The organism is Arthrobacter sp. YD2, from assembly GCF_030410475.1.
Classification (GTDB): Bacteria; Actinomycetota; Actinomycetes; order Actinomycetales; family Micrococcaceae; genus Arthrobacter_B; species Arthrobacter_B zhangbolii.
Window position 1 is genome coordinate 179,136 of the sequence record NZ_JAUHHB010000004.1, and the last position, 25,664, is coordinate 204,799.

The following is a 25,664-nucleotide window of genomic DNA, read 5'->3' on the forward strand; positions in this document are numbered from 1 at the left end:
GGAATAGTGCCCCGTCCGGTTAGACGGGCCGGGGCCGGGGAGTCAGGGGGCTGCCGGGGAGGGTACCCAAACGAGCCGGGGAGCGTTCGCGTCCGCCGGGCGCAGGCCCAGATCCTGGGCGGATGCATGGACGGGGACCGGTGTCACGGTCAGCGCCAGCGGGCTGGTGAAGTCCAGGGCCGGTCCGGCCAGGCCCTCGCCCGGGCCGAAGGACATGGTGCGCAGCGCATCGGCGACCTCCGCCGGTTCGTTGCTTTCAGCCTGCGCTGCCGCACGGACCAGCGCGACGACGGCGTCATGGCTGGATGTGTCGGCCGCCCACGCGGACTCCGCCAGCGGAGCATCGCCGGTCAGGTTCCTGACCTTGGTATCCCCGGAGGCCAGGCGCACGGCGGAGAGGAAGGCGGACATGCCGCGGCCCTGGGCATCCTGCTGCAGGGCTGAACCGTCGCCTCCGGCCGGTGCCAGGGTGATCAGCTGGCCGGTGGCGGCCCCATCCAGTGTGGCGAGTTCGGCGGCGAAGGCCGGTGCATCTGCCCCATTGGGCAGGACCAGCGGCACGGAGACATCCCGTGCCTGCAGCGCCTGCACCAGGCGGGCCAGCCGCTGCGGTGTGGCGGCAGAAACAACGACGGCGTCGGCCGGGTTGGTGATCCGGACGGACTCTGCGTCCGCCGGGGCCCCTTCCACCGGCGGAAGCGGCTGGTTGCCGGTCTGGATGGCCGCGTCCTGGGCCAGGGCCGTAACGTCCTCAAAATCCTGGAGATTCAGGGCCTGAGCCGCCTGGACCGTGGAAGGAACAGGTCCGCCGTCGTTGACCACCAATATGCGGGACTTTCCGTCCAGTGCGGCGGCGAGGGCTTCTTCCAGTTCAACGCCGGAGGCCTTGGTGGTCCAGGTGGAGTCCGCGGGATCGGAAGCCTCGGCGTACGGCAGGATGGCGGGCAGCCCCAGCTCCTCCGCGGTCTTGGCTGCTGCCAGTGCCTGCGGCCCGGTGCTGGTCACCACAATGCCGGAGACGCCGTCTTCGGCGAGGGCGCGCACGGCTTCGCGGGCGCCTTCTTCCGTCCCCCGGTCATTCATGGGCGAGAGCGTCACCTCGGCGCCACTCTGGCTGAAACGGTGGGCGGCCACCACGGCGCCCTGTGCGGCGCCGTTGTATTCCGAACCGGGTTCGCCGGAGGACCCGTACGTCAGGACAATCCCCAGCGAGAAGTCCTTCGCCAGGCCGTCAGCGTCCAGCGCTACGGGAACCGTGGCAGCCACCGGGTCGGTCTGCGGAACTTCCTTGGGCCGGTTCAGGGTGACCGTCAATGCGATCACAGCAGCGGCAACAACTGCCACCCCTGCGATGAGCAGGGTCATAAGGCGGGTGCGGGGGCTCATTCGCCGCCGCCGATCCGCAGGGTGTACAGGGTCTGCGATGACGCGCCGGCCGGCACCTCAAGGTGGAACGCCGGCAGTGCGTCCACAGCGGTGAGCGCGGCTTTGAACTGCGCCTGGCGGAGCAGCAGCCCGTCCACGTCGCGGGAACGGATATTGGCATACCCTTCCGCATTCTGTGCGGCCAGGGCCAGCTGGTAATCGGCCGTATCCGCCTTGGCGGCGCTGGTGGTCATGGATCCGAGCAGGCCGGATCCGTTGACTGTCCGGTCACCCAGGTCCAGCATCACCTTGTTGAGGCTGGAGGAGAGGAGCGCGTCTGCACCCTCGACATCGCGGGTGGAACCAGAGGTGCTGGAGGCAATGCGCTCCAGGGATGCCTGGGTGCTCTCGGCCAGCGCGCCGGCCAGGGCACCGCTTTCCTCCTGCAGCTCACCTCGCTGCTTGTCCACGGTGTCGCCCGCGTCGCCCACTACCTGGTCCGACGTGGATTTCAGGCCGGAGATGGAGTTATTGAAGGCGGTGGTGACGGAATCGGTGCTCTTGTCGCCAACATCGGTGACTTCGCGCACCTGGCCGTCCACGGCTTCCCGCACCGCTTCTGCAGTGTTTTCCTGGACGCCCTTCAGGGCTTCCTTGATGTTGTCCCCGAGTTCACGCTGCTGCTTTTCCAGTGCTGCGAGGTTGGTGCTGACTCCGGTGTAGGAGTCGATGGCGACTCCGAGGTCCGTTTCCAGGGTTTTGAGTCCAACCTCGGTGTCGTCGTATCGTCCGGTGGCCGTACCGTCGAGAGCCTTGACCGCCTTGGTGACGGCATCCAGCTTGGCACTGGTCGTATCGAAAGACTCGTCCAGGGTCGCGAACGCCTGGTTGATTGCTGCGTCAGCATTCTCCGTGTCCACCTGGGCAAGAACGTTGTCCCAGGCCGTGGACTGCTCAGATAGGCGCGTGTCCAGCGGGTTGGAGAAACCGGCGGGCGGCGTCAGGGCCGGGACCGGTGTGCCGTCAGCAGCCTCGGGATTGCACGGGACCGCGGTCAGATAGGAACGCAGCACCTCGGCCTGCTCGGCGGAGAGCTTGCCCTCGCCGGGGTCTTCAGGGTTCCTCCTGTCCACCAATCGGCAAATCTCTGCAGAGAGTGCTTCGTTCTGCTTCGTCATTGACTTATCCCAGGGCGCCCCGACGCCAAGTTCGTACTGGGCGTCCTCTGCAGTGCCTCCGATAATCTCCAGCTGTCCCCGTAGTCCGTCGATGCTGTCCTTCGCGGCCTTGGACGCCCCGCGGGAAGCCTCGAGGGATGCCTTGGCAGCTTCGATGGCGTCATTGACCCCCTTCAGCGCCGCGGTGTAGTCATCCTTCGGCTTCGCCCGGTTCTGGAGGGCGGTGAGGCCTTCGCTCACTTTTGCCAGTTGTTTGGCGGAAGCTTCCTGCTCTGCAATGGCTTCCGTGACAAGCTCCGGGTTGAGCTCCTCCACCAGTGCGTCTCCGTCTTCGACCAGACCGATCAGGGCAGCGGAGATTGTTGCATTGGAGCCGTACAGCGAGCAGGTAATGGAGACTGCGCCCTTTTCGCCGCTCTCGGCTTCGGCCGCACAAACCTCAGCGGTCGGCTTCTCCGGCCCGATGGCGGTCCGCATGTCCGCGACAACCAGTTCGCGGCAGTCCGCGCTGACCGTTGCGTAGGCGTCCAGCTGGGAGGCCATGGTCAGGATGCTGCCGTACACGGTGCCCGCCTGCTCCGGTTTCGTGACGACGGCGGCACAGCCGTCTTCGCTGATTTCCGCGGGCGGAGGCGTAGCGGAGGTATCGCCGAGCATGGAGTCCACAGCGGCAACGGTCTGCTGCAACTGGGCCATGGTCACCGATTCGGTGCCCTTGGTTGCGGTTTCCAGATCGGCGCCGAGGGAGGTGAGCTGGCTCTTCAGGCCGGACATGGTGCCGGCCAGGGCCTCGGAGTTGTCCCGCAGCTCGCCGGCGGTCTTCACGCCCAGGGTCTGGGAGGTGGTTTCCAGGTTCTTTCGGACTTCGGTGATGGTGGCACCGGCCTTGATCAGCACGGTGTTGACATCCGATACCAGGGAAATGGTGCGGGTCTGCAGCTCCATCTCGGAACCGGCGCCGGAGGAGAAGGCACCGGCGAGCACACCTTCTGCGCTCATATTGGTGCTGATGCCGGGCTGGACGGCCACGTCAATGGCGGGGACCTGGAAGTCCTTGACGTCGGCGACGAGGCGCAGCGTGGTGCTTGCGCCGGAACGCGGCGGTGCCAGCACGGTGGCCCACTGGACGACGGCGGCTCCGTCGTCTGCCCGGCTCAGGACGCCGTTGGTGCCCAGCGTCCCGTCAGCGGAGCCGGGGGTGATGTCATCCACCCGCACGCCGTCGAGCTTGGTGGAGGCGGCAATGGTCAGCGGAGCGCCCACCAAAGCGGTCTCGGAACGGGTCTGGCCCGCGGCGTCGTATTCAATGACCTGGGGCTTGACCGTCAGGTTCTCCACCGTCAGGTTGATCTCCACCGGGCCGGTATGGCCCTGCAGCTCATCGAGGTCGGAACCGGATTTCTCGCCGGCACGGTATTGCAGGCCCACACGGACGGGAAGTTCACCGACCACCTCTTCGGCGGTGTACTCGGTGTCTTCCGCGGAGGACGCGCCGTCGGCGGCCACCGAGATGGTGGTTCCCTCGATGGTCTGGACCCCGGCTGCCGGAGACAGTCCCACGTGCACGCTCTGCAGGAGTTTGACCGGGTTGGATACCGGTTCCGGCTCCTCCTCCGGGGTGCACGAGGTTGTGGCGATCAGCGCCGTGGATATAAGGACCACGCCCAGCAGGCGACTCCGTGCGGTTTTACGCTGCGGGTTCGGCAGGTGGGTTTTAGTTTGTCTGGGCATGGTGAATCGTCCCCTCATCCGTTCGCTGTGCCTTGAGCATCATAAGGGCTGGTTGCTAAAAAACAACCATTTTGACTCTGTTTACTTGTTATTCAGTCGACGTCGCCACATCCGAATCGGATTATCAGCTCCTTGTCGGGTTCATGAGTTGTTGGTAGGGTTCCGTCCGTCCGGTCACCGGCGCTATCTGTCCGGTGTCGAAGCAGTGACTCAATAGGGGGAAATTTTTATGTCACGCGTGTTGTCCACAGAACAGGCCAAGTCCGCCATCACCCAAGTGCAGTCCATTATCAACGGCGGTTTCACCGACCAGATCTCGGCATTGGATGCGCAGGGCAAGATCCTGTCCGATCCGAACACCTGGGACGGGCCGCTGGCCGCCCAGTTCCGGGGATCCACGTGGCCGGAAACCAAGGCCGCCCTGGATAAGGCCCGCCAGGAACTCGAAGAGCTTCGCACACAGCTGCAGAAGATCTCGGAGAACATCTTCTCCGCAGGCGGCGGCGCCTAAGCGCCTGGCAATTCTCATCGTGTACATGCCCGGGTAGCCGGCGCCGCTGCGGCGGTGGCTGGTTGCCCGGGCATTGCACGGTTCACCGGCCCGGTCGAAAAATCCCGGGTCCGTTTCTGATGGTGTCCCTCGCGGACGCTCATTTCCTGCTGCCTTTCCCGGCGGTTTTTCCCGGGCGGCGGCAACTGCATGCGTTGTTCTATTTTCCGTTTTTGTTCAGTGGGGGGCACTGATTATGGATTCTGATGTTGTTGAAATGAAGTTGTTGCCGGAGTCGCCAGTCGGTTACGGAGGCGGGCCGTTCAACTTCTCCGTGGCCTGGGAAGCGGCAACAGCGTTCGACAACGAAGCACAGCGGATTTACGGGCAGTCCGGCTCCAGGGCCGCGTTGGTCTCCGAAGGTAAAACGGACTTTCAGGGCTACTTCTCGGAGCTGTTCCAGACCAACGCCGTCACCGCAGCGAAAAGTGCAGAGGACCTGGCCGGCGCATTGAGCTCCGTGGCAGGGCTGATCCGCGAGGTGATCTTCCACGCTGAGCAGGAAAACAACCGCCGCAAAGAGAACAACGAGTACATCCGGGAATACCGGAACCGCAACGGGTGGGAAAAATTCCTTGACTGGTGGAACGGCGGGGTGGACGGCGAAGAACCGCCGAACACGGATCCCCTGCCGGGGCCAGTCTTTTCCTCGGTGGCTCCTATAGTGGGCGTCAGGAATGACCCGAACCCCGGCAGCGGAGGCTATGGCGGCGGAACATCCTCCGCGCGGCCGAACAACCTGAGGACGTTCGCGGACGGCTCACACGCACTGGACGACGAGCTGAAATCAGCCGCGGTGACATTGGACAACCACCTGTCCACGTTGAAGGACCAGTGCAGGTGGGGAGCTGTTGATGCCTCCGGCGTGATGCGTGCCTACCGTGATTATTTGACGGCCAATAGTAACGATGTCCGCTGGGCACGCCTCGTTGCCGGTGCGTTCGAATCCGCCGGCAGCAACGGGGGCATCTCGGTGGTGTCGGACGCCGCCCTCGCCTCATCGTTGGCTGCGGCCGGCGTTGATATAGCGCGGGACGGACTGACCATTGATCCACCCGAGGCTTATGGCGCGGTCCCGACCACCGGGTATGCCAATGACCCGGTCAACACAGCCACGGGCAACTTCATCGAACCGGAAACGGACCTGGCATGTTCCGGTGCCTCCTCGAACCTTGTCCTGTCCCGGATGTACAACTCCCTAGCGCCGCAGGAAGCCCACGGTGTGTTCGGTCCGGGCTGGTCCTCGGTGCTGGATCAGGAGCTGGTTCTCTCGGACGAAGGCGGCCGATGGATCCTGGCCGACGGCCGCGCCATGGACTTTCCCCGCGAAGGTGATGGTTGGGGCCGGGCGGTGGGGGAGAACTACTGGCTGACCCGTGAGCCGGTTGCAGCTGGGCCTTGGTCGGAACTGAGCCTGCCCGAAGGCACCGCAGAGATCCTCCTTGTGAAGAATAATGAGGGTTCATGGTGGGCCTACACCCAGGCCGGGGTCTGGCTCGGTGCCGGGTCCGGTCCGGGCCGCACCATGTCCGTGCACCGGGAGGATTCATCTGACGACACCGGAGTTCCGGGTCGAGTAACCCGTCTGTCACATGTGCGCGGCCGCTTTATCGACGTGGAGTATGTCAACGGCCGCGCCGCCGTGGTGCGGGCCTCCGACGGGCGGCGGGCGGAGTACGGCTACGACGACGCCGGCCGGCTCATCTCCGTCACCACGGAAACCGGAACCCGGACCTACCGGTGGAACGACGCCGGCCTGATCGACGCCGTCTACTCCGCCGCCGGGGTGCTGGAGGCGGAAAACACCTACGACGAGCAGGGCCGGGTTATCCTGCAGCTGACCCAGCACGGCCGCCGCACCCGCTTCGCGTACCTGCCCGGACGGGTCACGGTTGTCTCGGATGAGGACGGGACCCGGTCCAACTCCTGGATCGCGGACACCAAGGGCCGTCTCGTCGGGGTGCTGGATTCGCACGATCAGCGCCAGTCCATGGCGTATGACCGGCACGGCAATCTCGTGTCCCTCACTGAACGTGACGGGTCCGTCACCGTGCACGCCTATGACGACCGCGGCCGCCGGATCCGCACCGTGACGCCCGAGGGCGCGGACCTGACCTATGGGTGGGACGAGCAGGACCGGATCACTACCGTTGTGACCGAGTCCGGGTCCGTTGTCACTTATGAATACGCCGATGACCTGACCAGGGACCCGGCTGTGATCCTCGATCCGCTCGGCGGGCGTACCGAGCTCACCTGGGAGGGCGGTCTCCTGACCAGGATCACCGATCCGGTTGGAGTCACGGTCGCCTTTGAGCACGACGTGTATGGGGACCTGGTTGCCACGCGCAACGCACTCGGGGAGACCGCAAGGATCCTCCGTGATTCAGCCGGCCGCCCGCTGGAATCCGTCATGCCGTCCGGGGCCGCCACACGGTTCACCTATAACGCTGCCGGGCTGCTGGTCCGGCGCGAAGAAGCCGACGGTGCCGTCTGGACCTTTGAACACGATGCCGCCGGTCGGATCACCGCGTCCATCGCCCCCGACGGGGGCCGGACCGAGCTGCAGTACGCTGCCAACGGCGAACTGGTGCGCACCATCGACCCGCTGGGCCGGACCAACGAGCGGGTGTTTGACGAGCTCGGCAACGTGACCGCGGCGATCCTGCCCGACGGGGCCCGCTGGGGCTTTACGCACGACTCCCTGTCCCGCCTGACCGGCGTCACCGACCCCGATGGCCATGACTGGGTGCGCGAGTATGACAGGATCGGGCACCTCACCGCCGTCGTCGACCCGACCGGTGTCCGTGCAGAGGCACGCACGGACCGGAAAGGAGGCAGGTCCAGCGTCTCCAGCGCCTTCGCTACTTCCGGCTACAGCTTTGATGCGTACGGGCGCCCCATCCGGGAGGAAGCCGAAGACGGTTCCGCGAAGCTGGTCACGTACGACGCCGCCGGCAACCCGGTGGAACTGGTGGACGGCGAAGGCGGACTGACCCGCCTGGGCCGTGATGTCTCCGGGAAGATCATCTCCGTGACTTCGCCGTCCGGAGCGGTGACCCGGTACGAATACGACATCTGTGGGCGTCCCTGGAAGACCGTCGACCCCCTGGGCGCGGTCACTGAACTGGTCTACGACGCGGACCAGCGGGTGGCTGCCCGGATCCTGCCCACCGGCGAAGCTGAGACCTTTGAGTACGACCTCTGCGGCAGGCTGGTTCTGCGGCTGACCCCCGGTCAGGGCAATGCCCGCTACGGGTATGACAAGGCGGGACGGCTGAACTTCTCCCAGGATTCCTGGTACGGCACCCGCCGGTTCAGGTACAACGCGGCCGGAGAACTGGTTGAAACGGTTAACGGTGTGGGCGGTCGGACCCGGTTCGAGTACGACCTCCGCGGCCGGCTGGTCCGGGTCACTGACCCGCTGGGCGGAGTGACCACCCGCACCTACACGGAAACCGACAAAGTCGAGTCGGTCAGCGATCCGCTGGGACGTGTCACCACGGCGACCTACGATCCGGCCGGGCGCCAGCTCTCCCAGACCGACCCTGACGGCAACACCACCACCTGGGTATATGACGCTGCCGGGCGGGAAGAGAGCACGTCCTACAACGGAAAACTCCTGGCCAGCGCTCATCGTGACGGGTTGAACCGGCGTGTGGTAGTTACCGACTACACCGGCGCGGACGGGCTGACGGTGGAGCATGAACTCGGCTTCAACCGGCGGGGCCAACTGGTCTCACGTACCCGCGGTGGGCAGGGGCTGTCCTGGAACTATGACGCGGATGGTAACCGCACATCGTTCACCGACGCTGCCGGAACCACTACCACCTACCTTCGGGACGCCGTCGGCCGGGTGACAACCGTGCGCAACCCCCGCCTGGGTGAAGCTGTGTTCGCCTATGATCCGGCCGGACGCCTGACTGGGGCCACGGCCGGGGAGCTGGTCCAGGAATGGGAATACCGGAACGGCTACATCGCGGAGCACACCCGCACCGACCGGGCAGAGACCGACAGTCCCTCCGAAACCACACTGATCGGTAGGGACGGGGACGGCAGGATCACCGGACTGACCCGTGCCGGGGCCGTCACCCGATACGGGTATGACAATGCCGGCCAGCTGGTTGCCGCAGCAACCACGGGCAGTTCTGCAACGTCCGTCTTCGAGTGGGAATATGACGCCGGTGGGCGGTTGGTGCGGGAAATGACCCCAGACGGTCCCCGAAACTACAACTACGATGCCGCAGGCCAACTGACAGCTGTCACGAATCAGGACGGCAGTCGGACGGAGTACGTCCATGACGGCCTGGGACGCCGTTCCCGGCTCATCGGTCCGGACGGGTCATGGACCGAGTACGCCTGGGGCCCCACGGGTTACCTGCAGGTCGCGCTGGACCGCACCCCGGACGGTACGGAAACGCGCCGGCATGAGGTGTGGGTGGACGCCTTGGGTGAGCTGTCCTCCGTGGATAGCTGCCCGGTGTGGTGGGACAGCGCCAGCTCAATACCGGCCTTGGCCGGGTTCGGCTCGGAACAGGTCCTGACCCTGCCCGGAGGGGTTACCGGAATGGGGGAAGGGTGGCTGGCGCCGGGGTGGCGTGCTGCCCGAGCCACGGACCAGGCCGATCCGTGGGCTGTTCTGGGCGCCTCGGTTATCCCGGGGCCGGGAATGGTTTCCGGCAGTGGCTCGGGGTTGTCCGGGATGGCAGGCGGACTGCCGGCCGGGATCGGTCTGACAGCCGACGGAGGCTTGGACATCGCGGGGCTCGAGTGGCTGGGCGCCCGGGCATATGACCCGGCTGCCCGCGGTTTCCTGTCCACTGACCCGCTGGCCCCGGTGCTCGGCGCCGGATGGGACGGCAACCCCTATTCCTATGCGGGCAACAACCCGCTGAACGCCAGCGACCCAACGGGTCTGAGCCCGCTGACGGATGCTGAATTGGCGGACTTCCAGAAGTCGCTGGGGAGTCACTGGGAATATGTGGCGGCAGGTGCTGCCGTCGCACTGGGCGTAGCCCTTATGTTTACCGGTGTTGGTGGTCCGGTGGGCGTGGCGCTGATTGGTGCCGCATCCGGTGCATTGATCAGCGGAGGCATGTCGATAGCAACGTCGAAGGCCCAGAACGGGACAGTGGACTGGGCCCAGGCCGGCAAAGACGCTCTGGTCGGCGGCCTTGGCGGCCTCGCCGGTGGTGTGGCAGCAGGGGCTCTGACCAAAGGCGCGGTGGCAGCGGCTCGGACAGCCTCGGCATCGGGGGCAAGTCAGGCGGTGCAAACCGCTATCCGTAAGGCCACCAGCAGTACGGTGCGTGGTGTGCTCTCAGCGGGAGTCTCCGGGGCTACATCCGGCGTTGCTGACTACAGACTCAACACCCCCGATGGGGAGAGAACCGCGGGGGGATATATCCAGGCGGGAGGAGTGGGCTTCGTAGTCAATGCAGGGTTCGGCTACGGCAGCGGCAAGCTCTCTGAAGTGGCCACCGCAAGATTGCCGATTCCGCCCCTGCCGCCAGGGGCCAACGCTCATGTGGCTCCTACTTCACCTTGGGCACCGATAGTGGAGGACGCGGTGGGTCGCGTAGCCGGGGTTACCCAGGCGGTGATTGAGGAGACGATTGATGCAGGGGGCATCCCCAGCTCGGAAGATCTAGTTCCGGCCATTATCAGCGGCGGACTAAACGGCTCCGGTGGGCCCATCGTTCAGCACCATGAGTTACCAAATTAGTATCTAGGAGGAACAGATTTAATTGGGTAAAGGAGAGGAGGATGAATTGAACCCACAAGCCGAGGGCAACATCTCAGCGGATCCGCCGAAGAAGCCGTCACGGTCTTGGAAGAGTAATTTGGCCTTTTGGGGAATTTTGCCCACCTTTGCGGTGCTCTTCCTAGCGCTGACGGTTGGACCGTTCGTTATTAACTCCTATGACGACGACCACCGGGTTCGGATGGAATGCACTGTCACGGATGCTGAGGGAGGCACCTACAGTGGTGCCGGTCGTAATGTCGGATCGAGGCCGGAGCTAATCATCAGGACGTCGGACTGCGGGACGTTGACCTTGATTCATACATCTGGCCAGGCGGCCAACGATGAGATGGCTTCCGAGCTGGCGCAGGGAGGTAGGTTCGAGTTCGAACTGGGCCAAGCGACGCGCACCTTGATGGGTTTCTTTGACGTCATAGGTATGAAGCCGGTGGTCTCTTCCTACGAAAAAGTCGACTGACTCAACCGAGGTCTATCCGCCTGCCTCCCCGAGGCAGGCGGATAGGGGAACTGTCTGTTGGTGGACCTTGCCATTACCTGCGGCATTTGGGCATGAGTTAGAGATCGAGAAAAGGCCCCACAGTGTTGCCTGAAATCTCGGACCTGAGCTTCGCGTATTCGGTGTTCCATTGCCGAAGGGTGAGCACAACCGAAAACTATGCGGTGCTGCTATGGGCCTGGCCTCGCTGTGTGCGTTCTTCATGTGGCGCTCTACTCGAAAGCCGGACGCGCACGACAAGGAAAGGGCGGGCGGATGAGTGTCTAGTGGCTCGGTGTCCCTTTTGTTCTGTTGTTCCCGGTTTTTCACTGGGTATTCGCTGAATCGTTGTTCGTCGATGCCGGAGTGCTGCCGAAGAAACCGCGAGTCAGCGGCTTGACGAAGGACGAAACGCTCTGGTGAAGGACGGCGCTAAGCCGGGAGGCGAAAAGCGGTCCGTGGCTGGGGCCGTTTTCCAGATCAGGAAGCGTTGCCCAGAGTGTTGCCTGAAAGCTCAGACCTGAGCTTCGCATTTTCGGCGTTCCACTGACGGAGACCAAGCACAACGCGGTCCAGGAAATCGTCCACTTCGGCCGGCGAAACACCTTGCCGAATTTTCAGTGTCTGGAACTTTCGGTTCACTACCTGATCCGGCGTAATCACCGGGCTGCCCACCAGGACTGGCTGGCTTAGGGGATCGGCTTTTTGCTGCTGGAGGCGTAGGTTCTCGTCGGCCAGCCGCCGCAGTTCAAGCACCGTTTGGTCCAACAGGTCACTGACCTGCTCCACGTCGTACCCACGTTCCCTGAGCCGCGGAGGCCTGAACCTGATGCCCTCGACGTCCTCGGCGGTCAGGGAAGGCCGGAATTTGGCACCGGGTTTCGTGGCGGCTCCGGCCTTGGCTTTCACTGTTTTGGCAAGCACATAAATCAAGACCAAAACCACTACGGCAATCCCCAGCCAGAGCAGCAGAGAAGCGCCGCCGTTTTCCGTTTCGTTCTGCACCACTGCAGACAGTCTTCCGGTGAACATGTAGTGCAACCTTTCGCGAGCTGGCCACCTGTGCATGGTCTATGGCCCGATCAATCTCGGGCCATCGGCCGGTGGATCCTTTTGAGCGTTGTTGCCTCAGTCTACCGAGCCATATAGGAATGCCATCCCTTCCGGTGTGTGATGTGTCCGCGGTACGTGCTGGGTATTTAGGTACACGGAAAGTCGTCTTTCGATGGGCGCAGGGGATCGGCCGAAGCCGCCAAAACTATCCATGGCATTTTGAGGCCGGATGAAGTAAGGGCTCCTACTCTTTGATCCTGTGCCTCCAACGGACGCCCAGGCGAATTTCTCACCAGACTGTATCCAGCGGCATCCGAAGAGACTAGGTTGGCAGCACCATTCCAACACTTTGCCTGTGTTTTTCAGCAGGACGGTTTCGTTCGAAGGAGATGGCATGACTGAATTGACTACTTTGCCCGTTCAAGCCAATGGACTGACCTATGGTTATTTGATCGACATGGTTGAGCGGTATTTCAATTTTGTGGATACATACGATATCGAAGGCGTGCTGAGTTGCTTCACTGAGGACGCGGTGGCCACCGTGCAAAGCGCTCGATCTGTCCACGAAGGGCGCGACACAAACGTTCGGAGGATGTACGAAGAACTGTTTGAAAATTACAGAACACATATGCGGCACATTCACTTCCGACACGTGGTCGACACTGAAAACGGAAGGATCGCCTCACAGTTCGTCGTTGAGCTGACTGACAACGACGGAAACGCTGTACAGCTGACCAACTCCAATTTCTTTTACCTGGAAAATGGAAAGTTCAAGCGTGTGTACGTTTATATGAGTGACGGCGTAAACGTTCTCAACTGAAGCCGAGGTTCATGGAACGGGAGGTCGGCTGAAAATTTCCCGGGATAGCGAGAAGGCCCCGGTTCCCTTGTTTTGCAAGGGAACCGGGGCCTTCTTCACTGGCGGTGACGGTGGGATTTGAACCCACGTTGGCTTTTACACCAAACAACATTTCGAGTGTTGCACCTTCGGCCGCTCGGACACGTCACCAACGCGTCAACCTTACCGGGTTCAGGGCCCAACACCCAAAAGCAGCCCCGCCACCGCCGCTGAAGCCTCGGAAACTAGAGGTCGACGACGTCGTTCTTGCCGACGTCGGGCGTTCCGCCGGTCACGGCAGCCTTGCCGATCTTGAACATGCTGGCGATCTTCGGCTCATCCGAGGCCCAGTATTCGGCAGTATGCGAATCCACCTTCAACAGTGCCACCGCCGGGTCCTCGCGGCCGTGCTCAAACCAGGCTTCCACCGAGCTCTTCCACAGTTCCTCGATCTTCTCCTGGTCCTTGGTCACCGTGGCGGTGCCGCTGATGGACAGGAAACCCTTGGAGTCATTGATGGCCACGTTCACGTGCGGATTCGCACGGACCTCGTCGGCCTTGGGGGAGGGGTCGGGAGTGAAGAACCACAGGTTCCCGTCCTTATCTGCCTCCTGCAGCTGCAGCGGCCGGCTGACCAGGTTTCCCTGCAGGTCCACGGTGGTTACCGTGGCGATCTTGGCCTTCTCGAGGATGCTGACAACAATGTCCCGTCCGTCCTGCTCTGATGCCATTGCGGAAACTCCTTTGCTTGTAGCGTTCCGGATTTAGTAAGCCTACGTATAAATGCAGGCAGGTGGAACGGAGGCCTAGGGGTTTCGCTTCGAGCCGAAGAAGTCGCGCAGCAGACGGGCCGACTCTTCCTCGCGTACGCCGGGGAACACTTCCACCCAGTGATTCAGGCGGCGTTCGCGGAGAATGTCGAACACGGAACCGGAGGCGCCCGCCTTCTCATCCCAGGCGCCGAACACCACCTTCGGCACCCGGGCCAGCACAATGGCGCCGGCGCACATGGCGCACGGCTCCAGGGTCACCACCAGGGTGCAGCCGGCGAGCCGCCATTCGCCTACCGCCTCGGCCGCTGCCCGGATCGCCAGCACCTCGGCGTGCGCCGTGGGATCCCCGGTGGCCTCCCGCTCATTGCGCCCGGTGCCCAGTATCCGGCCGTCAGGACCGAGGACGACGGCGCCGATGGGCACGTCTCCGGTGTCCAGGGCCAGCCGGGCCTCGGCGAGGGCAAGGTCCATCCACGCTTCGTGGGTGCGGGAAAGGTGCTGCATGCCACCATCGTCCCGCATCTGCATACCCGCGGGCGAACGCGGATAAGGACGGGCCGGAATGGTAGTTTTGAGGTATGCGCGTACTTGTAGTGGATCACCCCCTCGTTGCCCACAAACTCACCGTTCTCCGCGACAAGGACACACCGTCACCGGTCTTCCGTCAGCTGACCGAGGAACTGGTTACCCTCCTGGCCTATGAGGCCACCCGGACTGTCCGTGTAGAGCCGGTCCCCATCGAAACACCTGTGACCTCCGCTGTAGGCACCGGGCTGGTTAAGCCCACGCCGCTGGTGGTTCCCATCCTGCGCGCAGGCCTTGGCATGCTGGAAGGCATGACCCGCCTGGTTCCCACCGCCGAAGTCGGCTTCCTGGGCATGGCCCGGAATGAAGAGACGCTTGAGGCCATCACCTACGCAGAGCGGCTGCCTGATGACCTCACCGGCCGCCAGGTCTTCGTTCTGGATCCCATGCTGGCTACCGGCGGAACCCTGCGTGAAGCCATCAAGTTTATGTTCAAGCGCGGCGCTGCAGAGGTTATCTGCATCTGCCTGCTTGCTGCCCCGGAAGGCCTCTCGGTGCTCCAGGAGGAGCTGCAGGATGCCAATGTCACTGTGGTGCTGGCCTCCATCGACGAGCGCCTGGATGAAAAGGCGTACATTGTGCCCGGGCTCGGCGACGCCGGAGACCGCCTCTACGGCGTGGTCTAAGCCCACCGGCTCCCATCCCTGGGCGGCCCGCTTTGCACCGCGGACCGTCCAGTATGTGGACAACTTTCTTTTCTTGACGGCATCCGCTCCATAAGCCTGCTTATGGTGCGGATGCCTTTTTTATTGACAGGCATGCATCGTTCTCGAAACCCCTGACGGGTGCGGCGGCGATCTTGTTTAGACCTTATGCATATTTATGCATAGCTATTCAGTATGTCGTTTTGTGAAGTACGTCACAAAACGACCCATTCTGTCCACCATGTGAGACGGAAGCGACATTGTTACTTGCGCGCCCCCCTTTGTTACATGCAATAATCCGAAGCGTGAACACCAACACGACAGCACCAGTCGCAGTCTTCCCCGGTGGCGTCCGCGCCACGCAGGAGACGTGCTGTTGTCGAATGCATATCTCTGGAGCCACCCCCTTCCTTAGATAAGACTCAGGCCCAAGTACGGGCATAACAGGCGCCATCTCGACCGGGCACACCCCCTGCATTCGAGCCGTGATGACGGCGATTCACGATGAGGTTCCACATGTCAGTAGCATCCGGTTACGTCCACATCTCTCTGCGCAATGCGCAGAATCGCGCCGGATCAGGTTCCCCGCGCCAGTCCGCCGGGGGCGGTTTCGACCGTTCCTACGGTGTCCAGCCGTTCGGAAACCAGTCCTACAGCGTCCAGTCCACCCTCGGGGCCCGTCCGCTCCGCACCTTTCCCGGACAGGATGCCAACCCCGTCACCGCGCCTATGCCGGTGGTGACACCCAACGGGATTCCCGGTCCGCAGTCTGTCAGCACTGACACGTCTGCCCGCGGGTTTGTTATTTATGTGGGCCTTGATGAGGACACCGCTGCCGCGCACGGCACGTCCCTCACAAAACTGGCGCAGGAGATCCGGGCCCACGTCCAGACCCTGGTCCCCGGCGCCCAGAGCCACGCCGCGGTTGCCCTTGCTCCGGCCAGCGCCACCGGCACGGACATCGAGGTGGTCCGCCAGGCGCTGGGGGATCCCACGGTGGCCCGCCGCCAGCCTGCGGCCCAGCCTGTACCGGCACCGCAGGTTCCGCCGGCAACGCGCCCGTCCGGCGTCCTGATTGACCTCTCACGGCGGGAAGTCCACCTCGACGGGGACACCCTGAACCTCACGTTCAAGGAATTCGAGCTGCTGAACTACCTGGTGGAGAACGCCAGCAGGACAGTGGGCCGGGAAGAGCTGCTCGCGGGCCTGTGGCGCAATGCCGAGGAAGTGCCGAACGAGCGCACCATCGACGTCCACATCCGGCGCCTGCGGTCCAAGCTGGGCCGCCTGGCCAACACCGTCCGCACGGTCCGCGGGCAGGGCTACCGCTTCTACGAGCACCCCGAGGTTGTTGTCTGGGCTGCACCGGAATACAGCATCTAGGCGCAGGAGGCGTGGCCGGTCAGCGGACGGAACGGGGGTTCCGTCCGCAGCTAGACTTGGCAAATGACCGGCCACCATCTCAAAAAACTCCAGCTCCTGCGTCACGCGAAGGCTGACTGGCCGCGCGATGTTGCAGACCACGAGCGCCCGCTCTCCGGCCGGGGACACCGGGATGCACCGCTGGCGGGTGAGTGGATGCGTGAGCACGGCAGCATCCCGGACTTCATCCTCTGTTCCTCGGCACTGCGGGCACGGCAGACCTGCACCTGGGTCTGCAAGGAACTCGGTGACAAGGCGCCCACCGCCAAGCTGGAAGACCGGCTCTACGCAGCCTCCCCCGAACGCATCCTCAGCCTCATCAACCACGTCCCGGAAACCGTGACCAGCCTGCTGGTGATCGCCCACTTGCCCGGCGTGCAGGAACTGGCCATGCGCCTTGCCTCCCCTGACTCGGATGAAGAAGCCGTGATGGAGATGGCCACGCGCTATCCGACGTCGGGCCTCACCGTGATGGAACACCCGCTGCCGTGGGCGGAACTGGACGGCCGCGACGCCCGGATTACCGACTTTGTGGTGCGCCGGGGCTGAGCCCCGCGGTTAAGCGCTAAATATCGATTTCCGGCTGCAAAGTCTTGAGCGTCCACAGCCGGTGCCGCTTCGCCGCGGCCAGGGACAGCACCAGCCCCAGGGCGGTGTAGAGCAGCAGCCCCGCTGCAACGGTGCCCACCTGCCCCAGGTCCCCGCCGTAGAGCAGCTGCCGCAGCCCGTTTACCATGTGTCCCATTGGCAGCACGTTGTGTGCCACATGCAGCGGGTCCGGGATGGTCTGCCAGGGGAAGGTGCCGCCGGAGGAAACCAGCTGCAGCACCAGCAGGATGAGCACCACAAACTTGCCCACCGAGCCCAGCAGGGCCACGATGCCCTGGATCAGCGCCGAGAAGGCCATGGCGGCCATCAGCAGCAGCACCCAGGCGAGCACCGGATGGGCCGGATCAAGCCCCAGGCCGAAGCGCACGGCAGCGTACAGAACGGTGGCCTGAACCAGTGAGACGGCCAGGAACGGCAGCCAACCGCCCAGCGCGATCTTCCAGGGCGGAGCATTGGAGGCAAGGGCCCGGCGGCTGATGGGCCGCATGGCCTGCGCCAGCATAAAAATGCCCACCCACATGGCCAGGGTCAGGAAGTAGGGCGCCAGGCCGGCACCGTAGGTTCCGGCCTCAGCCTGGTCCACCGTGCTGACGGTCAGCGGGTCCGCGATCACTGCCGAGGCAGTGGCCTTCTCCTCCTCATTCGGGTTGGGGACATTGCCTGCGCCCTCGGCCAGCCGCCCGGCCAGTTCCCCGGATCCTTCCTTCAGTTCGCCGAGTCCGTCCTGCAGGGTCGAGGCACCGGCCGCAGCCGAATCCGCCCCGGCGGCCAGCTGCCGGGAACCCTCCAGCGCCTGCTGCTCGCCCGCGGCCAGGGTGCCGGCGCCCTCGGAAAGCTCGCCCGCACCGGCGGAGAGATCCGCAGCGCCGGCGGCAAGCCGGGAGGCGCCGTCGTTGGCGGCACCTATGCCCTGCGTCAGTGCGGGCGTGGCGGAGGCCAGGGACTCCGCTCCGGCGGCAACCTCTGCGGCGCCGTCGGCCAGGGCCTGCAGCTGTTCCAGCCCGTCCGTGCCGGTCTGGGTGCCGGCCAGCTCCTGTTGAAGCGCCGCAGCCTGTGCCGGCGTCAGGACGCCGCTGCCCACCAGCCGGGCGACGGCGTCGGTAACGTTCTGCCGGGCAGCCCTGGCGGTCTCGGCAACCGTGGTGTTCAGAGTGGCCGTCCCATCGGCCACCTGCCGTGCGCCGTCGGCCAGGGCCCGGGTCTGCTGCGGCAGTTGCGCGGTGGAGTCGGACAACTGGCCAAGGCCGCCGGAGAGCTCGCCGGCACCGGAGGACAGCTGGTCCGCGCCGGCGGACAGGTCAGCTGACCCCGCAGCGAGGGCATCCGCACCGGACGCCAACTGTTCCTGTCCGGCCACCAGGTTCCCGGCTCCGGAGGCGAGCGAGTCCAGGCCCGTGCCCAGCTCCGCGGCGCCGGAGTCCGCGGAGGCAGCGCCGTCGGCCAGCTGGCGGGCACCATCGGCGGCCTCCTCCAGCTGGGAGTGCACGGTGCTGAAACCGGTCAGCAGCCGGCTGGCCGTTTCTTCGCCCACTTCGGCGGCGACCGTGTCATGGACCGAGGCGGTGAGCTTGTCCACGATGCTGCTGAGCAGGTAGTTGTTCGCGTCATTGGTGGTGACGTGCAGGGTGGCCTGTCGGGCGCCGCCGAGGTCTGCGGCTGAGGCGAGGTTCGCGGAGAAATCCGCCGGAATGGCCAGGGCGAATTCGTAGCTGCCGGCACGGACCCCCTCATCGGCAGCACCGGCCCCGTCAACAATCTCCCAGTCGAAGGTGCCGTCCTCCAGCAGGTTCTCCCGGACCGAAGCGCCGACGTCGAGGCGGCCGTCGGCGGTGTCAGCACCTTTATCGTCAACCACCAGCGCTGCCTTGACGCCGTCGAGGTTTCCGTAAGGGTCCCAGTTGGCGTACAGGTAGATGGCGCCGTACAGCAGGGGCACCAGGGACAGGGCAAGGATGGCCAGCTTAGGCAGGATGCCGGCGGTCATGCGTTTGAGCTCGCTCAGGGCGAGGCGGAAGACGGTCATGCGGAAGCCTTCGCGGTTTGGGCGGTCCCGGCGGTATCCGCCCCGGAACCTGCATTGGTATCTGCCGTGTCGCCGGCAACGGCGGAGGGTCCGGTCCACTCCGCAGGCAGCTGCGCAACCACGGCAACGGCGGTCACCTGCCGCCCGGCCGCGGAAACGGCTTCCGCCAGGAGGGGAAGCCAGGCATCCGGGTCCGGTCCGTGGCGGTCCGGTGAGTCAACCACCAGCAGGTCCACGGCAGCATCCGCCAGCGCCAGGCGGAGCAGCAGGTCCAGCCGTGCCGAGGCGTCCAGTTCCTCAATCCACAGCGGCCCCAGGTCCGCCAGGCCTTCGCCGGACAGCCAGGCGGACGCGCCCGTTCGCGGCCGGCTGCGGCGGGGAATCAGTGCCAGGTCCTCCGCCACCAGGTCCCGGACGCGCAGATGCCGCTCCGGTTCGCTGACCTCGGGCGAATCCAGCAGTGCTGCGTGCCGGCGCAGATGTTCCGGACGGGGATCGCGGCCCCAGGAAACGGAACCGGAGGTGGGGCGCATGCGGCCTGAAAGGGTCAGTGCCAGGGCCGTCCGGACGGACTGATTGCCGCCGCAGGCAAGGAACAGCTCCCCGGCGCGGACCGTCAGGGACGTTGGCGGCAGAAGCGGGCTGTGGCGCCCCTTCACGAATAGATTGTCCGCACTGAGCATGGTCTTCGCCTTTTTGTCCGTGGATGCTTCGCGCCGGGCATACGGCGGGGCGCATCTGCCAACCTAGGCGAAACTGACTGGTCAGTGCAAATAGTGGTGCGGAGAGTTCCGCCACGTCCCAGCACGCGGCAGTCCTACAGCCCGTATTTCTCCAGCAGCCTCAGCCATACTTCGCTGATGGTGGGGTAGGCCGGGACGGCGTGCCACAAACGGTCCAGGGGTACTTCGCCAACAATGGCGATGGTGGCGGCATGCAGCAGCTCCGAGACGCCCGGGCCGGCAAAGGTCACCCCGACCAGTACGCGGCGGTCCTCATCCACCACCATCTGCGCCCAGCCGGTGTAATCATCCGCATACAGCGCTGAGCCCGCCACGGCAATGTCCAGCGAGGTTTCGGACACGTTGAGCCCGTCGGCCCGTGCCTGTTCAACGGTGCGCCCCACCATGGCGAGCTCGGGATCGGTAAACACCACCTGCGGTACGGCGTACTTGTCCGCGGTGGCGGTGTAGCGGGTCCAGGCAGCCGAGGCAGGCGCGGGTTTCCCGGCAGCCCGGGCTGCAATGGCATCACCCGTGGCGCGGGCTTCGTATTTCCCCTGGTGGGTAAGCAGTTCCTTTCCGGCGGCATCGCCCACGGCATACAGCCAGCCGCCGTCCACACCCGCCACCTGTCCCGAGTCATCGACTTCCAGGGTGCGCGGATCCAGGCCCACCTCTTCCAGGCCGAGGTCCGCCAGTGCCGGACGGCGGCCGGTGGAAACCAGCAGTTTGTCTGCCGCTACGCTTTCGCCGCCCTCGAGCTCAAGGTGGACGCCGCCGTCGTCGGCTCCCCGGACCGAGGCGGGGGAAGTGTTGGTCCGTACGTCCACGCCGGCGTTCTTCAGTCCCTGCTCCACCAGGTTGCGCGCCGGTTCCGGAAAGGATTTCAGGAGGGGGCCGCGGGCGAGCAGCGTGACGGCCGAACCGAGCCGGGCGTAGGCCTGGGCCAGCTCCACGCCGGAAACTCCGCCGCCGATCACCACGAGCCGGCCGGGAATCTCCTGTGCGGAGGTCGCTTCCCGGGTTCCCCAGTAATCAACGGTGTCCAGCCCCGGAAGCGGGGGAGGGGTAGGCGTGGACCCTGTGGCCAGCACGACGGCGTGGCGTGCGGAAATGCGCAGGGTCCGGCCGTCGGTGGTCCGGACGTCCACTTCGCGCGGTGCGCTCAGCCGTGCCCGCCCGCGGACCAGCTCGATCCCGGCGTCGGCGACCCAGTCGGCCTGCCCGGCGTCATCCCACTGAGAGGTGAAGGAATTCCGGCGGTCCAGTACGGCGCCGGTGTCCAAGGCGCCGGTGACGGCTTCGCGGGAACCGGCCACTGCCCGGGCCTCGGCCAGTGCGGTGCCGGGTCGCAGGAGTGCCTTCGAAGGCATGCAGGCCCAGTAAGAGCACTCGCCGCCCACCAGATCCGCTTCAACGAGGACGGCGGAAAGTCCGCCCCGGACAACGCGGTCTGCCGCGTTTTCGCCGACGGCGCCGGCGCCGATAACAATTACGTCGGTCTGCAGAGTCTCAGTCATGGACCGAGCCTTGCACTGCCGCGGTGCCGGGGCAACCTGTGGGCGGGCAACAAAAAACCCGGCCCGATCAGGTTGTCCTGATCGGGCCGGGTCCGAGTGGTGCGCGCGAAGGGATTCGAACCCCCAACCTTCTGATCCGTAGTCAGATGCTCTATCCGTTGAGCTACGCACGCATAAGAACTAGTCTATCAAAACCGATTCTCACCGGTTTCTTTCAAGTTCTTCCGTGGCTGTTTGGCCGTAGATAACTATAGCGGGGTTTTGAGGGGAGCGCCAATCGAGAGTGATGACGTCTCCGTCACTAGACCGGTCTATGTGACGTTAGTCACATTCACTTGGGGTTGAGGGCACATAACTCGTGGATTTCAGGGAGTCTTTGAGTCGCAGCGGCTAAAGGTGCGACCTTTCCAGCCGAAGCCGTCCGGAAGGCGCAACTAGCATCAAAACACACCACTGACCCAACGAAGGGAAGAGTCATGGGCGATGACGCGCGTCAGCTAGTTCTCGATGAGAGCGGCGAAAACGCTGCTAGCCAGCCGCTGGACAGCATAGACGGTGGGGCTGATGCCCCGACCACCCACCAGGCCCTCCTTGCGTGGGTGAAGGAAGTTGCCGAGCTGACGCAGCCTGACCGCGTGTATTGGGTCGATGGCTCCGAGGATGAAAACCGGATCCTGACCGATGAACTCGTGGACGCCGGAACCCTGGTCCGGCTGAACCCGGAAACCTTCCCGAACTCCTTCGCTGCGTTCTCCGATCCGAAGGACGTGGCCCGCGTCGAAGAGCAGACCTTCATCTGCTCGGAAAAGCGCGAAGACGCAGGGTTCACCAACAACTGGATGGACCCGGCCGAAATGCGTACCAAGCTGAACGGGCTTTTCGCCGGTTCCATGCGCGGACGCACCATGTACATTGTTCCCTTCGTGATGGGCCACCTCGAGGCCGAAGATCCGAAGTTCGGCGTCGAAATCACCGACAGCGCCTACGTGGTGGCCTCCATGCGCATCATGGCCCGGATCGGCACCGATGTGCTGCGGAAGATGGAAGAGCTGGATGCCTTCTTCGTGCCGGCGCTGCACTCCGTGGGCTACCCGCTGGCCGAGGGCGCCGAGGATGTTGCCTGGCCCTGCAGCGACGAGAAGTGGATTGTGCACTTCCCGGAGGACCGGTCCATCTGGTCCTACGGTTCCGGTTACGGCGGCAATGCCCTGCTGGGCAAGAAATGCTACGCCCTGCGTATTGCCTCCATCATGGCCCGCGACGAGGGCTGGCTCGCCGAGCACATGCTGATCCTCAAGCTCACCAGCCCGGAGCAGAAGGACTACTACGTTTCCGCCGCCTTCCCCTCGGCCTGCGGCAAGACCAACCTGGCCCTCCTTGATCCCACGATCGAGGGCTGGAAGGTGGAAACCCTGGGGGATGACATCACCTGGATGCGGTTCGGCAAGGAAGGGGAACTGCGCGCAGTCAACCCCGAGGCGGGCCTGTTCGGCGTTGCCCCCGGCACCGGCTGGAGCACCAACCCCAACGCCATGCGCGCCATCGCCAAGGGCAACTCCATTTTCACCAACGTGGCTCTGACCGATGACGGCGGAGTCTGGTGGGAGGGCATGACGGACGAAGCGCCGGCGCACCTGACGGACTGGCTCGGCCAGGACTGGACCCCCGAGTCCGGCCGCCCGGCAGCGCACCCGAACTCGCGGTTCTGCACCCCGATTGACCAGATTGACATGCTGGCCGACGAGTACCATTCCCCGAACGGCGTCCCGGTCTCCGCGATCCTCTTCGGCGGCCGCCGCAAGACCACGGTCCCGCTGGTGACCGAGGCCCGTGACTGGGCCAGCGGCATCTTCATGGGTTCCACGCTGTCCTCCGAAACCACCGCGGCCGCTGCCGGCCAGGTGGGCGTGGTCCGCCGCGACCCCATGGCCATGCTGCCCTTTATGGGCTACGACGCCGGGGACTACCTGCGCCACTGGATCGAACTCAGCGGCAAGGCCAACCAGGAGACGCTGCCCAAGATCTTCCTGGTCAACTGGTTCCGCCGGACGGCTGACGGCGGATTTGCGTGGCCGGGCTTCGGCGACAACGCCCGGGTGCTCAAGTGGGTCATTGAACGCCTCGAAGGCAAGGCCGGCGCCGTGGAAACCCCCATCGGCTTTGTGCCGACCGGGGATTCCATTGACCTCACCGGCCTGGACATGACGCCCGAGGACGTGGAGCAGGCAGTGCGGGTTGATCCGCAGGAATGGGCCACCGAACTGGACGGTATCGACGAGTGGTACGCCCGCTTCGGGTCCACCCTGCCGCAGGAGCTTCAGGACCGGCTGGCTGAGCTGAAGGAACGCTTCGCAGCCTGAGGCTGAACCGCACGGATAGAAGAAGAAAAAGGGTGGTCCCGCCGAATCCGGCGGGACCACCCTTTTTGTTTTACTGCTGATTGTTTTACTGCTGAGGCTTAGGCTTCCTCTGCGGCCCAGACGATCGGTTCGCCGGCCTCCCAGATGGGCTCGTTGAAGGTCCACTCTTCCCCGTTGGAGGAGTAGGTCTGGATGGCGGAAATGCAGACGCCTTCGGAGTGTTCGGTCACCACGTGGATGGCGTCGGTGTTTTCCTCCGGCAGGTGGATGTCGGAGAAGACCGCCACTGCACGGTTCTCGCCCTTCTGCTCGGTAAGCACCGTGTAAATGTCATCGATCATGGCGTCGGCGTCGAGGTCCTCGTCGCTTTCCTCCGGTGCAACAGCGATCATCCGCAGTTCGCCGTCGTTCTGCACCACGAGTGCGGCGGGCAGGAACGCGCCCTGCGCTTCCAGCTGCTCCTGGGCGACGCCCAGGGCCGTGCCGATCAGGGAGTTCAGATCCTCCTGGACCTGGGCGGAGGGTTCGCTGCCGTTCAGTTCTACATCTGCCATGTTTTATTTCCTCACTAGTTCAAGTACGTGGTCGCGGACGCGCTCCATGGTGGGCAGGTCCTCTGCTTCAGCGTTCAGCCGCAGGAAGGGTTCTGTGTTCGAGGCGCGGAGGTTGAACCACCACGCGCCGTCGTCGGAAGTGAACGTCAGGCCGTCGAGCGCGTCAACCGTGACGCCGTCGCGCCCGTATTCGGCGCGGACGCGGTCCAGCGCAGCAGGGACGTCCTCGACCCGGGAGTTCACTTCGCCGGAGGAGAAGTACGGTTCGTATTCACGGGCCAGGTCCGAGAGGGTGCGGTTCTGCTCGCCCAGGGCGGCCAGGACGTGCATGGCCGCCAGCATGCCGGTATCCGCGTTGTAGAAATCGCGGAAGTAGTAGTGCGCGGAGTGCTCGCCGCCGAAGACAGCTCCTTCGCTGGCCATGACGGCCTTGATGAAGGAGTGGCCCACCCGCGTGCGGACGGCGCGGCCGCCGTCGTGCGCCACCAGTTCGGGCACGGCACGGGAGGTGATCAGGTTGTGGATGATCACCGGGGTCTGCTCCCCGGCTGCCTTGGCGCGGGCAATTTCACGGCGGGCCACCAGCGCGGTGACGGCGGACGGGCTGACCGGCTCGCCCTTTTCATCAATCACGAAGCAGCGGTCGGCGTCGCCGTCGAACGCAAGGCCGATGTCGGCGCCGTGTTCGATGACGGCGGCCTGCAGGTCCCGCAGGTTTTCCGGCTCCAGCGGGTTGGCCGGGTGGTTCGGGAAGGACCCGTCCAGTTCAAAGTACAGCGGCACAATATCCAGCGGCAGGCCGGGCAGGATGCTGTCACCCAGCACCGCCGGGGTGGTCATGCCGGCCATACCGTTGCCGGCGTCCACCACAACCTTCAGCGGGCGGATACCGGAAAGGTCCACCAGGTTGCGCAGGTAGCCGGCGTAATCGGCGAGCACGTCGCGGACGGAGATCCGGCCGGGCTGGGCCACGGTGTCAAACCCCGCGCCGTTCAGGTACTGCTCGGCGAGGGCCTGGATTTCCCGCAGGCCGGTCTCGGAAGAGATGGGCACGGCTCCGGCCTTGGCCATTTTGATGCCGTTGTACTGTGCCGGGTTGTGGCTGGCCGTGAACGTGACACCGGCAGCGTTGAGCACACCGCAGGCGTAGTACAGCTCGTCTGTGGAGATCAGGTCCAGCAGCAGCACATCGGCGCCGCGGGCGGTGGCCCCGCGGGCAAAGTCCCGGATGAACTCGGGCGAGGACGGACGCATGTCACCGCCTACCAGCACCGTCTGTCCGGCCAGGCCCTGGACGTCAACAAACGCGGCCCCTACGGCCTCGACGATCTGCGGGGTGATTGTCTCGCCCACGACGCCGCGGACGTCATAGGCCTTAAAGGACGCGGAGAGGTCGAATGCATTGTTCACGTGGGCCAGTCTATAGGGCCGCCTGCGGCACGGGACTTGTGCACACCGGAAATCCGGCGCAGGAAACAGTCAGAGGAGGCTGGGATAGTGG

18 protein-coding genes and 2 tRNA genes are annotated in these 25,664 nt (G+C 64.7%); 8 read left to right on the forward strand and 12 right to left on the reverse strand.

Annotated features, from left to right (window positions below; all coding sequences use genetic code 11):
- Positions 1–42 precede the first annotated feature (42 nt).
- Together QWJ37_RS15585 and QWJ37_RS15590 are read right to left on the reverse strand one after the other, a co-directional pair.
- Complete coding sequence (locus tag QWJ37_RS15585; RefSeq protein ID WP_290245874.1) at positions 43–1,386, reverse strand: hypothetical protein; 1,344 nt, start codon at positions 1,384–1,386, stop codon at positions 43–45.
- Positions 1,383–4,274 carry a hypothetical protein gene (locus tag QWJ37_RS15590; RefSeq protein ID WP_290245875.1) on the reverse strand — a complete coding sequence of 964 codons (2,892 nt, stop codon included), beginning with the start codon at positions 4,272–4,274 and terminating at the stop codon, positions 1,383–1,385. Before QWJ37_RS15590 ends, QWJ37_RS15585 begins: the two co-directional genes overlap by 4 nt.
- A 229-nt stretch (positions 4,275–4,503) precedes the next feature.
- Between QWJ37_RS15590 and QWJ37_RS15595 the strand changes: the two genes are divergently transcribed.
- The 3 genes from QWJ37_RS15595 to QWJ37_RS15605 all read left to right on the forward strand — a co-directional run bounded on the left by QWJ37_RS15595 (position 4,504) and on the right by QWJ37_RS15605 (position 11,042).
- Complete coding sequence (locus tag QWJ37_RS15595; protein WP_227904994.1) at positions 4,504–4,785, forward strand: pyrophosphorylase; 282 nt, start codon at positions 4,504–4,506, stop codon at positions 4,783–4,785.
- 235 nt (positions 4,786–5,020) lie between these two features.
- Positions 5,021–10,546 (forward strand): DUF6531 domain-containing protein, encoded by a 5,526-nt coding sequence (locus QWJ37_RS15600; RefSeq protein WP_290245877.1) that lies wholly within the window; start codon positions 5,021–5,023, stop codon positions 10,544–10,546.
- Between the two features lie 22 nt (positions 10,547–10,568).
- On the forward strand, positions 10,569–11,042 hold the full coding sequence (locus QWJ37_RS15605; RefSeq protein ID WP_227905000.1) for a hypothetical protein: 474 nt from the start codon (positions 10,569–10,571) through the stop codon (positions 11,040–11,042).
- A 498-nt stretch (positions 11,043–11,540) separates the two neighbouring features.
- On the opposite strand, the gene QWJ37_RS15610 is transcribed toward QWJ37_RS15605, so the two are convergent.
- Positions 11,541–12,068, reverse strand: coding sequence for a DivIVA domain-containing protein (locus tag QWJ37_RS15610; RefSeq protein WP_227929367.1), 528 nt, complete (start codon positions 12,066–12,068; stop codon positions 11,541–11,543).
- A gap of 439 nt (positions 12,069–12,507) precedes the next feature.
- On the opposite strand from QWJ37_RS15610, the gene QWJ37_RS15615 reads away from it, so the two are divergent.
- Complete coding sequence (locus QWJ37_RS15615; protein ID WP_227905010.1) at positions 12,508–12,933, forward strand: nuclear transport factor 2 family protein; 426 nt, start codon at positions 12,508–12,510, stop codon at positions 12,931–12,933.
- A 99-nt stretch (positions 12,934–13,032) separates the two neighbouring features.
- Here the strand turns inward: QWJ37_RS15615 and QWJ37_RS15620 are convergent.
- The 3 genes from QWJ37_RS15620 to tadA all read right to left on the reverse strand — a co-directional run bounded on the left by QWJ37_RS15620 (position 13,033) and on the right by tadA (position 14,228).
- Positions 13,033–13,122: transfer RNA gene (locus QWJ37_RS15620), tRNA-Ser, on the reverse strand.
- A 74-nt stretch (positions 13,123–13,196) separates the two neighbouring features.
- Positions 13,197–13,682 (reverse strand): pyridoxamine 5'-phosphate oxidase family protein, encoded by a 486-nt coding sequence (locus QWJ37_RS15625; RefSeq protein WP_290245878.1) that lies wholly within the window; start codon positions 13,680–13,682, stop codon positions 13,197–13,199.
- A 75-nt stretch (positions 13,683–13,757) separates the two neighbouring features.
- Positions 13,758–14,228: a tRNA adenosine(34) deaminase TadA gene (gene tadA / locus QWJ37_RS15630; RefSeq protein WP_227905013.1), complete on the reverse strand. Its 471-nt coding sequence runs from the start codon at positions 14,226–14,228 to the stop codon at positions 13,758–13,760.
- A gap of 74 nt (positions 14,229–14,302) precedes the next feature.
- Here tadA and upp point away from each other — a divergent pair, with 74 nt between their 5' ends.
- The 3 genes from upp to QWJ37_RS15645 all read left to right on the forward strand — a co-directional run bounded on the left by upp (position 14,303) and on the right by QWJ37_RS15645 (position 16,924).
- A complete protein-coding gene (gene upp, locus QWJ37_RS15635) occupies positions 14,303–14,935 on the forward strand; it encodes a uracil phosphoribosyltransferase (protein ID WP_227905014.1) in 633 nt (210 codons plus the stop codon).
- A gap of 534 nt (positions 14,936–15,469) precedes the next feature.
- Complete coding sequence (locus tag QWJ37_RS15640; RefSeq protein ID WP_227905015.1) at positions 15,470–16,336, forward strand: winged helix-turn-helix domain-containing protein; 867 nt, start codon at positions 15,470–15,472, stop codon at positions 16,334–16,336.
- A 63-nt stretch (positions 16,337–16,399) separates the two neighbouring features.
- On the forward strand, positions 16,400–16,924 hold the full coding sequence (locus QWJ37_RS15645; RefSeq protein WP_290245879.1) for a histidine phosphatase family protein: 525 nt from the start codon (positions 16,400–16,402) through the stop codon (positions 16,922–16,924).
- 16 nt (positions 16,925–16,940) lie between these two features.
- Here the strand turns inward: QWJ37_RS15645 and QWJ37_RS15650 are convergent, their stop codons facing one another.
- The 4 genes from QWJ37_RS15650 to QWJ37_RS15665 all read right to left on the reverse strand — a co-directional run bounded on the left by QWJ37_RS15650 (position 16,941) and on the right by QWJ37_RS15665 (position 21,422).
- A complete protein-coding gene (locus QWJ37_RS15650; protein ID WP_290245880.1) occupies positions 16,941–19,007 on the reverse strand; it encodes a YhgE/Pip domain-containing protein in 2,067 nt (688 codons plus the stop codon).
- Positions 19,004–19,690 (reverse strand): ABC transporter ATP-binding protein, encoded by a 687-nt coding sequence (locus tag QWJ37_RS15655; RefSeq protein ID WP_290245881.1) that lies wholly within the window; start codon positions 19,688–19,690, stop codon positions 19,004–19,006. Before QWJ37_RS15655 ends, QWJ37_RS15650 begins: the two co-directional genes overlap by 4 nt.
- 134 nt (positions 19,691–19,824) lie before the next feature.
- The gene (locus QWJ37_RS15660) at positions 19,825–21,249 is read right to left on the reverse strand and encodes an NAD(P)/FAD-dependent oxidoreductase (protein ID WP_227905025.1); all 1,425 of its coding nucleotides are present in this window, start codon (positions 21,247–21,249) and stop codon (positions 19,825–19,827) included.
- 97 nt (positions 21,250–21,346) lie between these two features.
- Positions 21,347–21,422 (reverse strand) — tRNA-Arg (locus tag QWJ37_RS15665).
- 303 nt (positions 21,423–21,725) lie between these two features.
- On the opposite strand from QWJ37_RS15665, the gene QWJ37_RS15670 reads away from it, so the two are divergent.
- Positions 21,726–23,609: a phosphoenolpyruvate carboxykinase (GTP) gene (locus tag QWJ37_RS15670; protein WP_227905026.1), complete on the forward strand. Its 1,884-nt coding sequence runs from the start codon at positions 21,726–21,728 to the stop codon at positions 23,607–23,609.
- A gap of 98 nt (positions 23,610–23,707) precedes the next feature.
- Here the strand turns inward: QWJ37_RS15670 and QWJ37_RS15675 are convergent, their stop codons facing one another.
- Positions 23,708–24,163: a hypothetical protein gene (locus tag QWJ37_RS15675; RefSeq protein WP_227905027.1), complete on the reverse strand. Its 456-nt coding sequence runs from the start codon at positions 24,161–24,163 to the stop codon at positions 23,708–23,710.
- 3 nt (positions 24,164–24,166) lie between these two features.
- On the reverse strand, positions 24,167–25,573 hold the full coding sequence (locus QWJ37_RS15680; RefSeq protein ID WP_227905028.1) for a phosphomannomutase/phosphoglucomutase: 1,407 nt from the start codon (positions 25,571–25,573) through the stop codon (positions 24,167–24,169).
- Between the last annotated feature and the right edge of the window lie 91 nt (positions 25,574–25,664).

Coding starts and splice junctions, on each gene's coding strand:
- QWJ37_RS15585 (WP_290245874.1), bottom strand. CDS start 1,386: ATGAGCCCCCGCACCCGCCTTATGACCCTGCTCATCGCAGGGGTGGCA.
- QWJ37_RS15590 (WP_290245875.1), bottom strand. CDS start 4,274: ATGCCCAGACAAACTAAAACCCACCTGCCGAACCCGCAGCGTAAAACC.
- QWJ37_RS15595 (WP_227904994.1), top strand. CDS start 4,504: ATGTCACGCGTGTTGTCCACAGAACAGGCCAAGTCCGCCATCACCCAA.
- QWJ37_RS15600 (WP_290245877.1), top strand. CDS start 5,021: ATGGATTCTGATGTTGTTGAAATGAAGTTGTTGCCGGAGTCGCCAGTC.
- QWJ37_RS15615 (WP_227905010.1), top strand. CDS start 12,508: ATGACTGAATTGACTACTTTGCCCGTTCAAGCCAATGGACTGACCTAT.
- QWJ37_RS15625 (WP_290245878.1), bottom strand. CDS start 13,682: ATGGCATCAGAGCAGGACGGACGGGACATTGTTGTCAGCATCCTCGAG.
- tadA (WP_227905013.1), bottom strand. CDS start 14,228: ATGCAGCACCTTTCCCGCACCCACGAAGCGTGGATGGACCTTGCCCTC.
- upp (WP_227905014.1), top strand. CDS start 14,303: ATGCGCGTACTTGTAGTGGATCACCCCCTCGTTGCCCACAAACTCACC.
- QWJ37_RS15640 (WP_227905015.1), top strand. CDS start 15,470: ATGTCAGTAGCATCCGGTTACGTCCACATCTCTCTGCGCAATGCGCAG.
- QWJ37_RS15645 (WP_290245879.1), top strand. CDS start 16,400: ATGACCGGCCACCATCTCAAAAAACTCCAGCTCCTGCGTCACGCGAAG.
- QWJ37_RS15650 (WP_290245880.1), bottom strand. CDS start 19,007: ATGACCGTCTTCCGCCTCGCCCTGAGCGAGCTCAAACGCATGACCGCC.
- QWJ37_RS15655 (WP_290245881.1), bottom strand. CDS start 19,690: ATGCTCAGTGCGGACAATCTATTCGTGAAGGGGCGCCACAGCCCGCTT.
- QWJ37_RS15660 (WP_227905025.1), bottom strand. CDS start 21,249: ATGACTGAGACTCTGCAGACCGACGTAATTGTTATCGGCGCCGGCGCC.
- QWJ37_RS15670 (WP_227905026.1), top strand. CDS start 21,726: ATGGGCGATGACGCGCGTCAGCTAGTTCTCGATGAGAGCGGCGAAAAC.
- QWJ37_RS15675 (WP_227905027.1), bottom strand. CDS start 24,163: ATGGCAGATGTAGAACTGAACGGCAGCGAACCCTCCGCCCAGGTCCAG.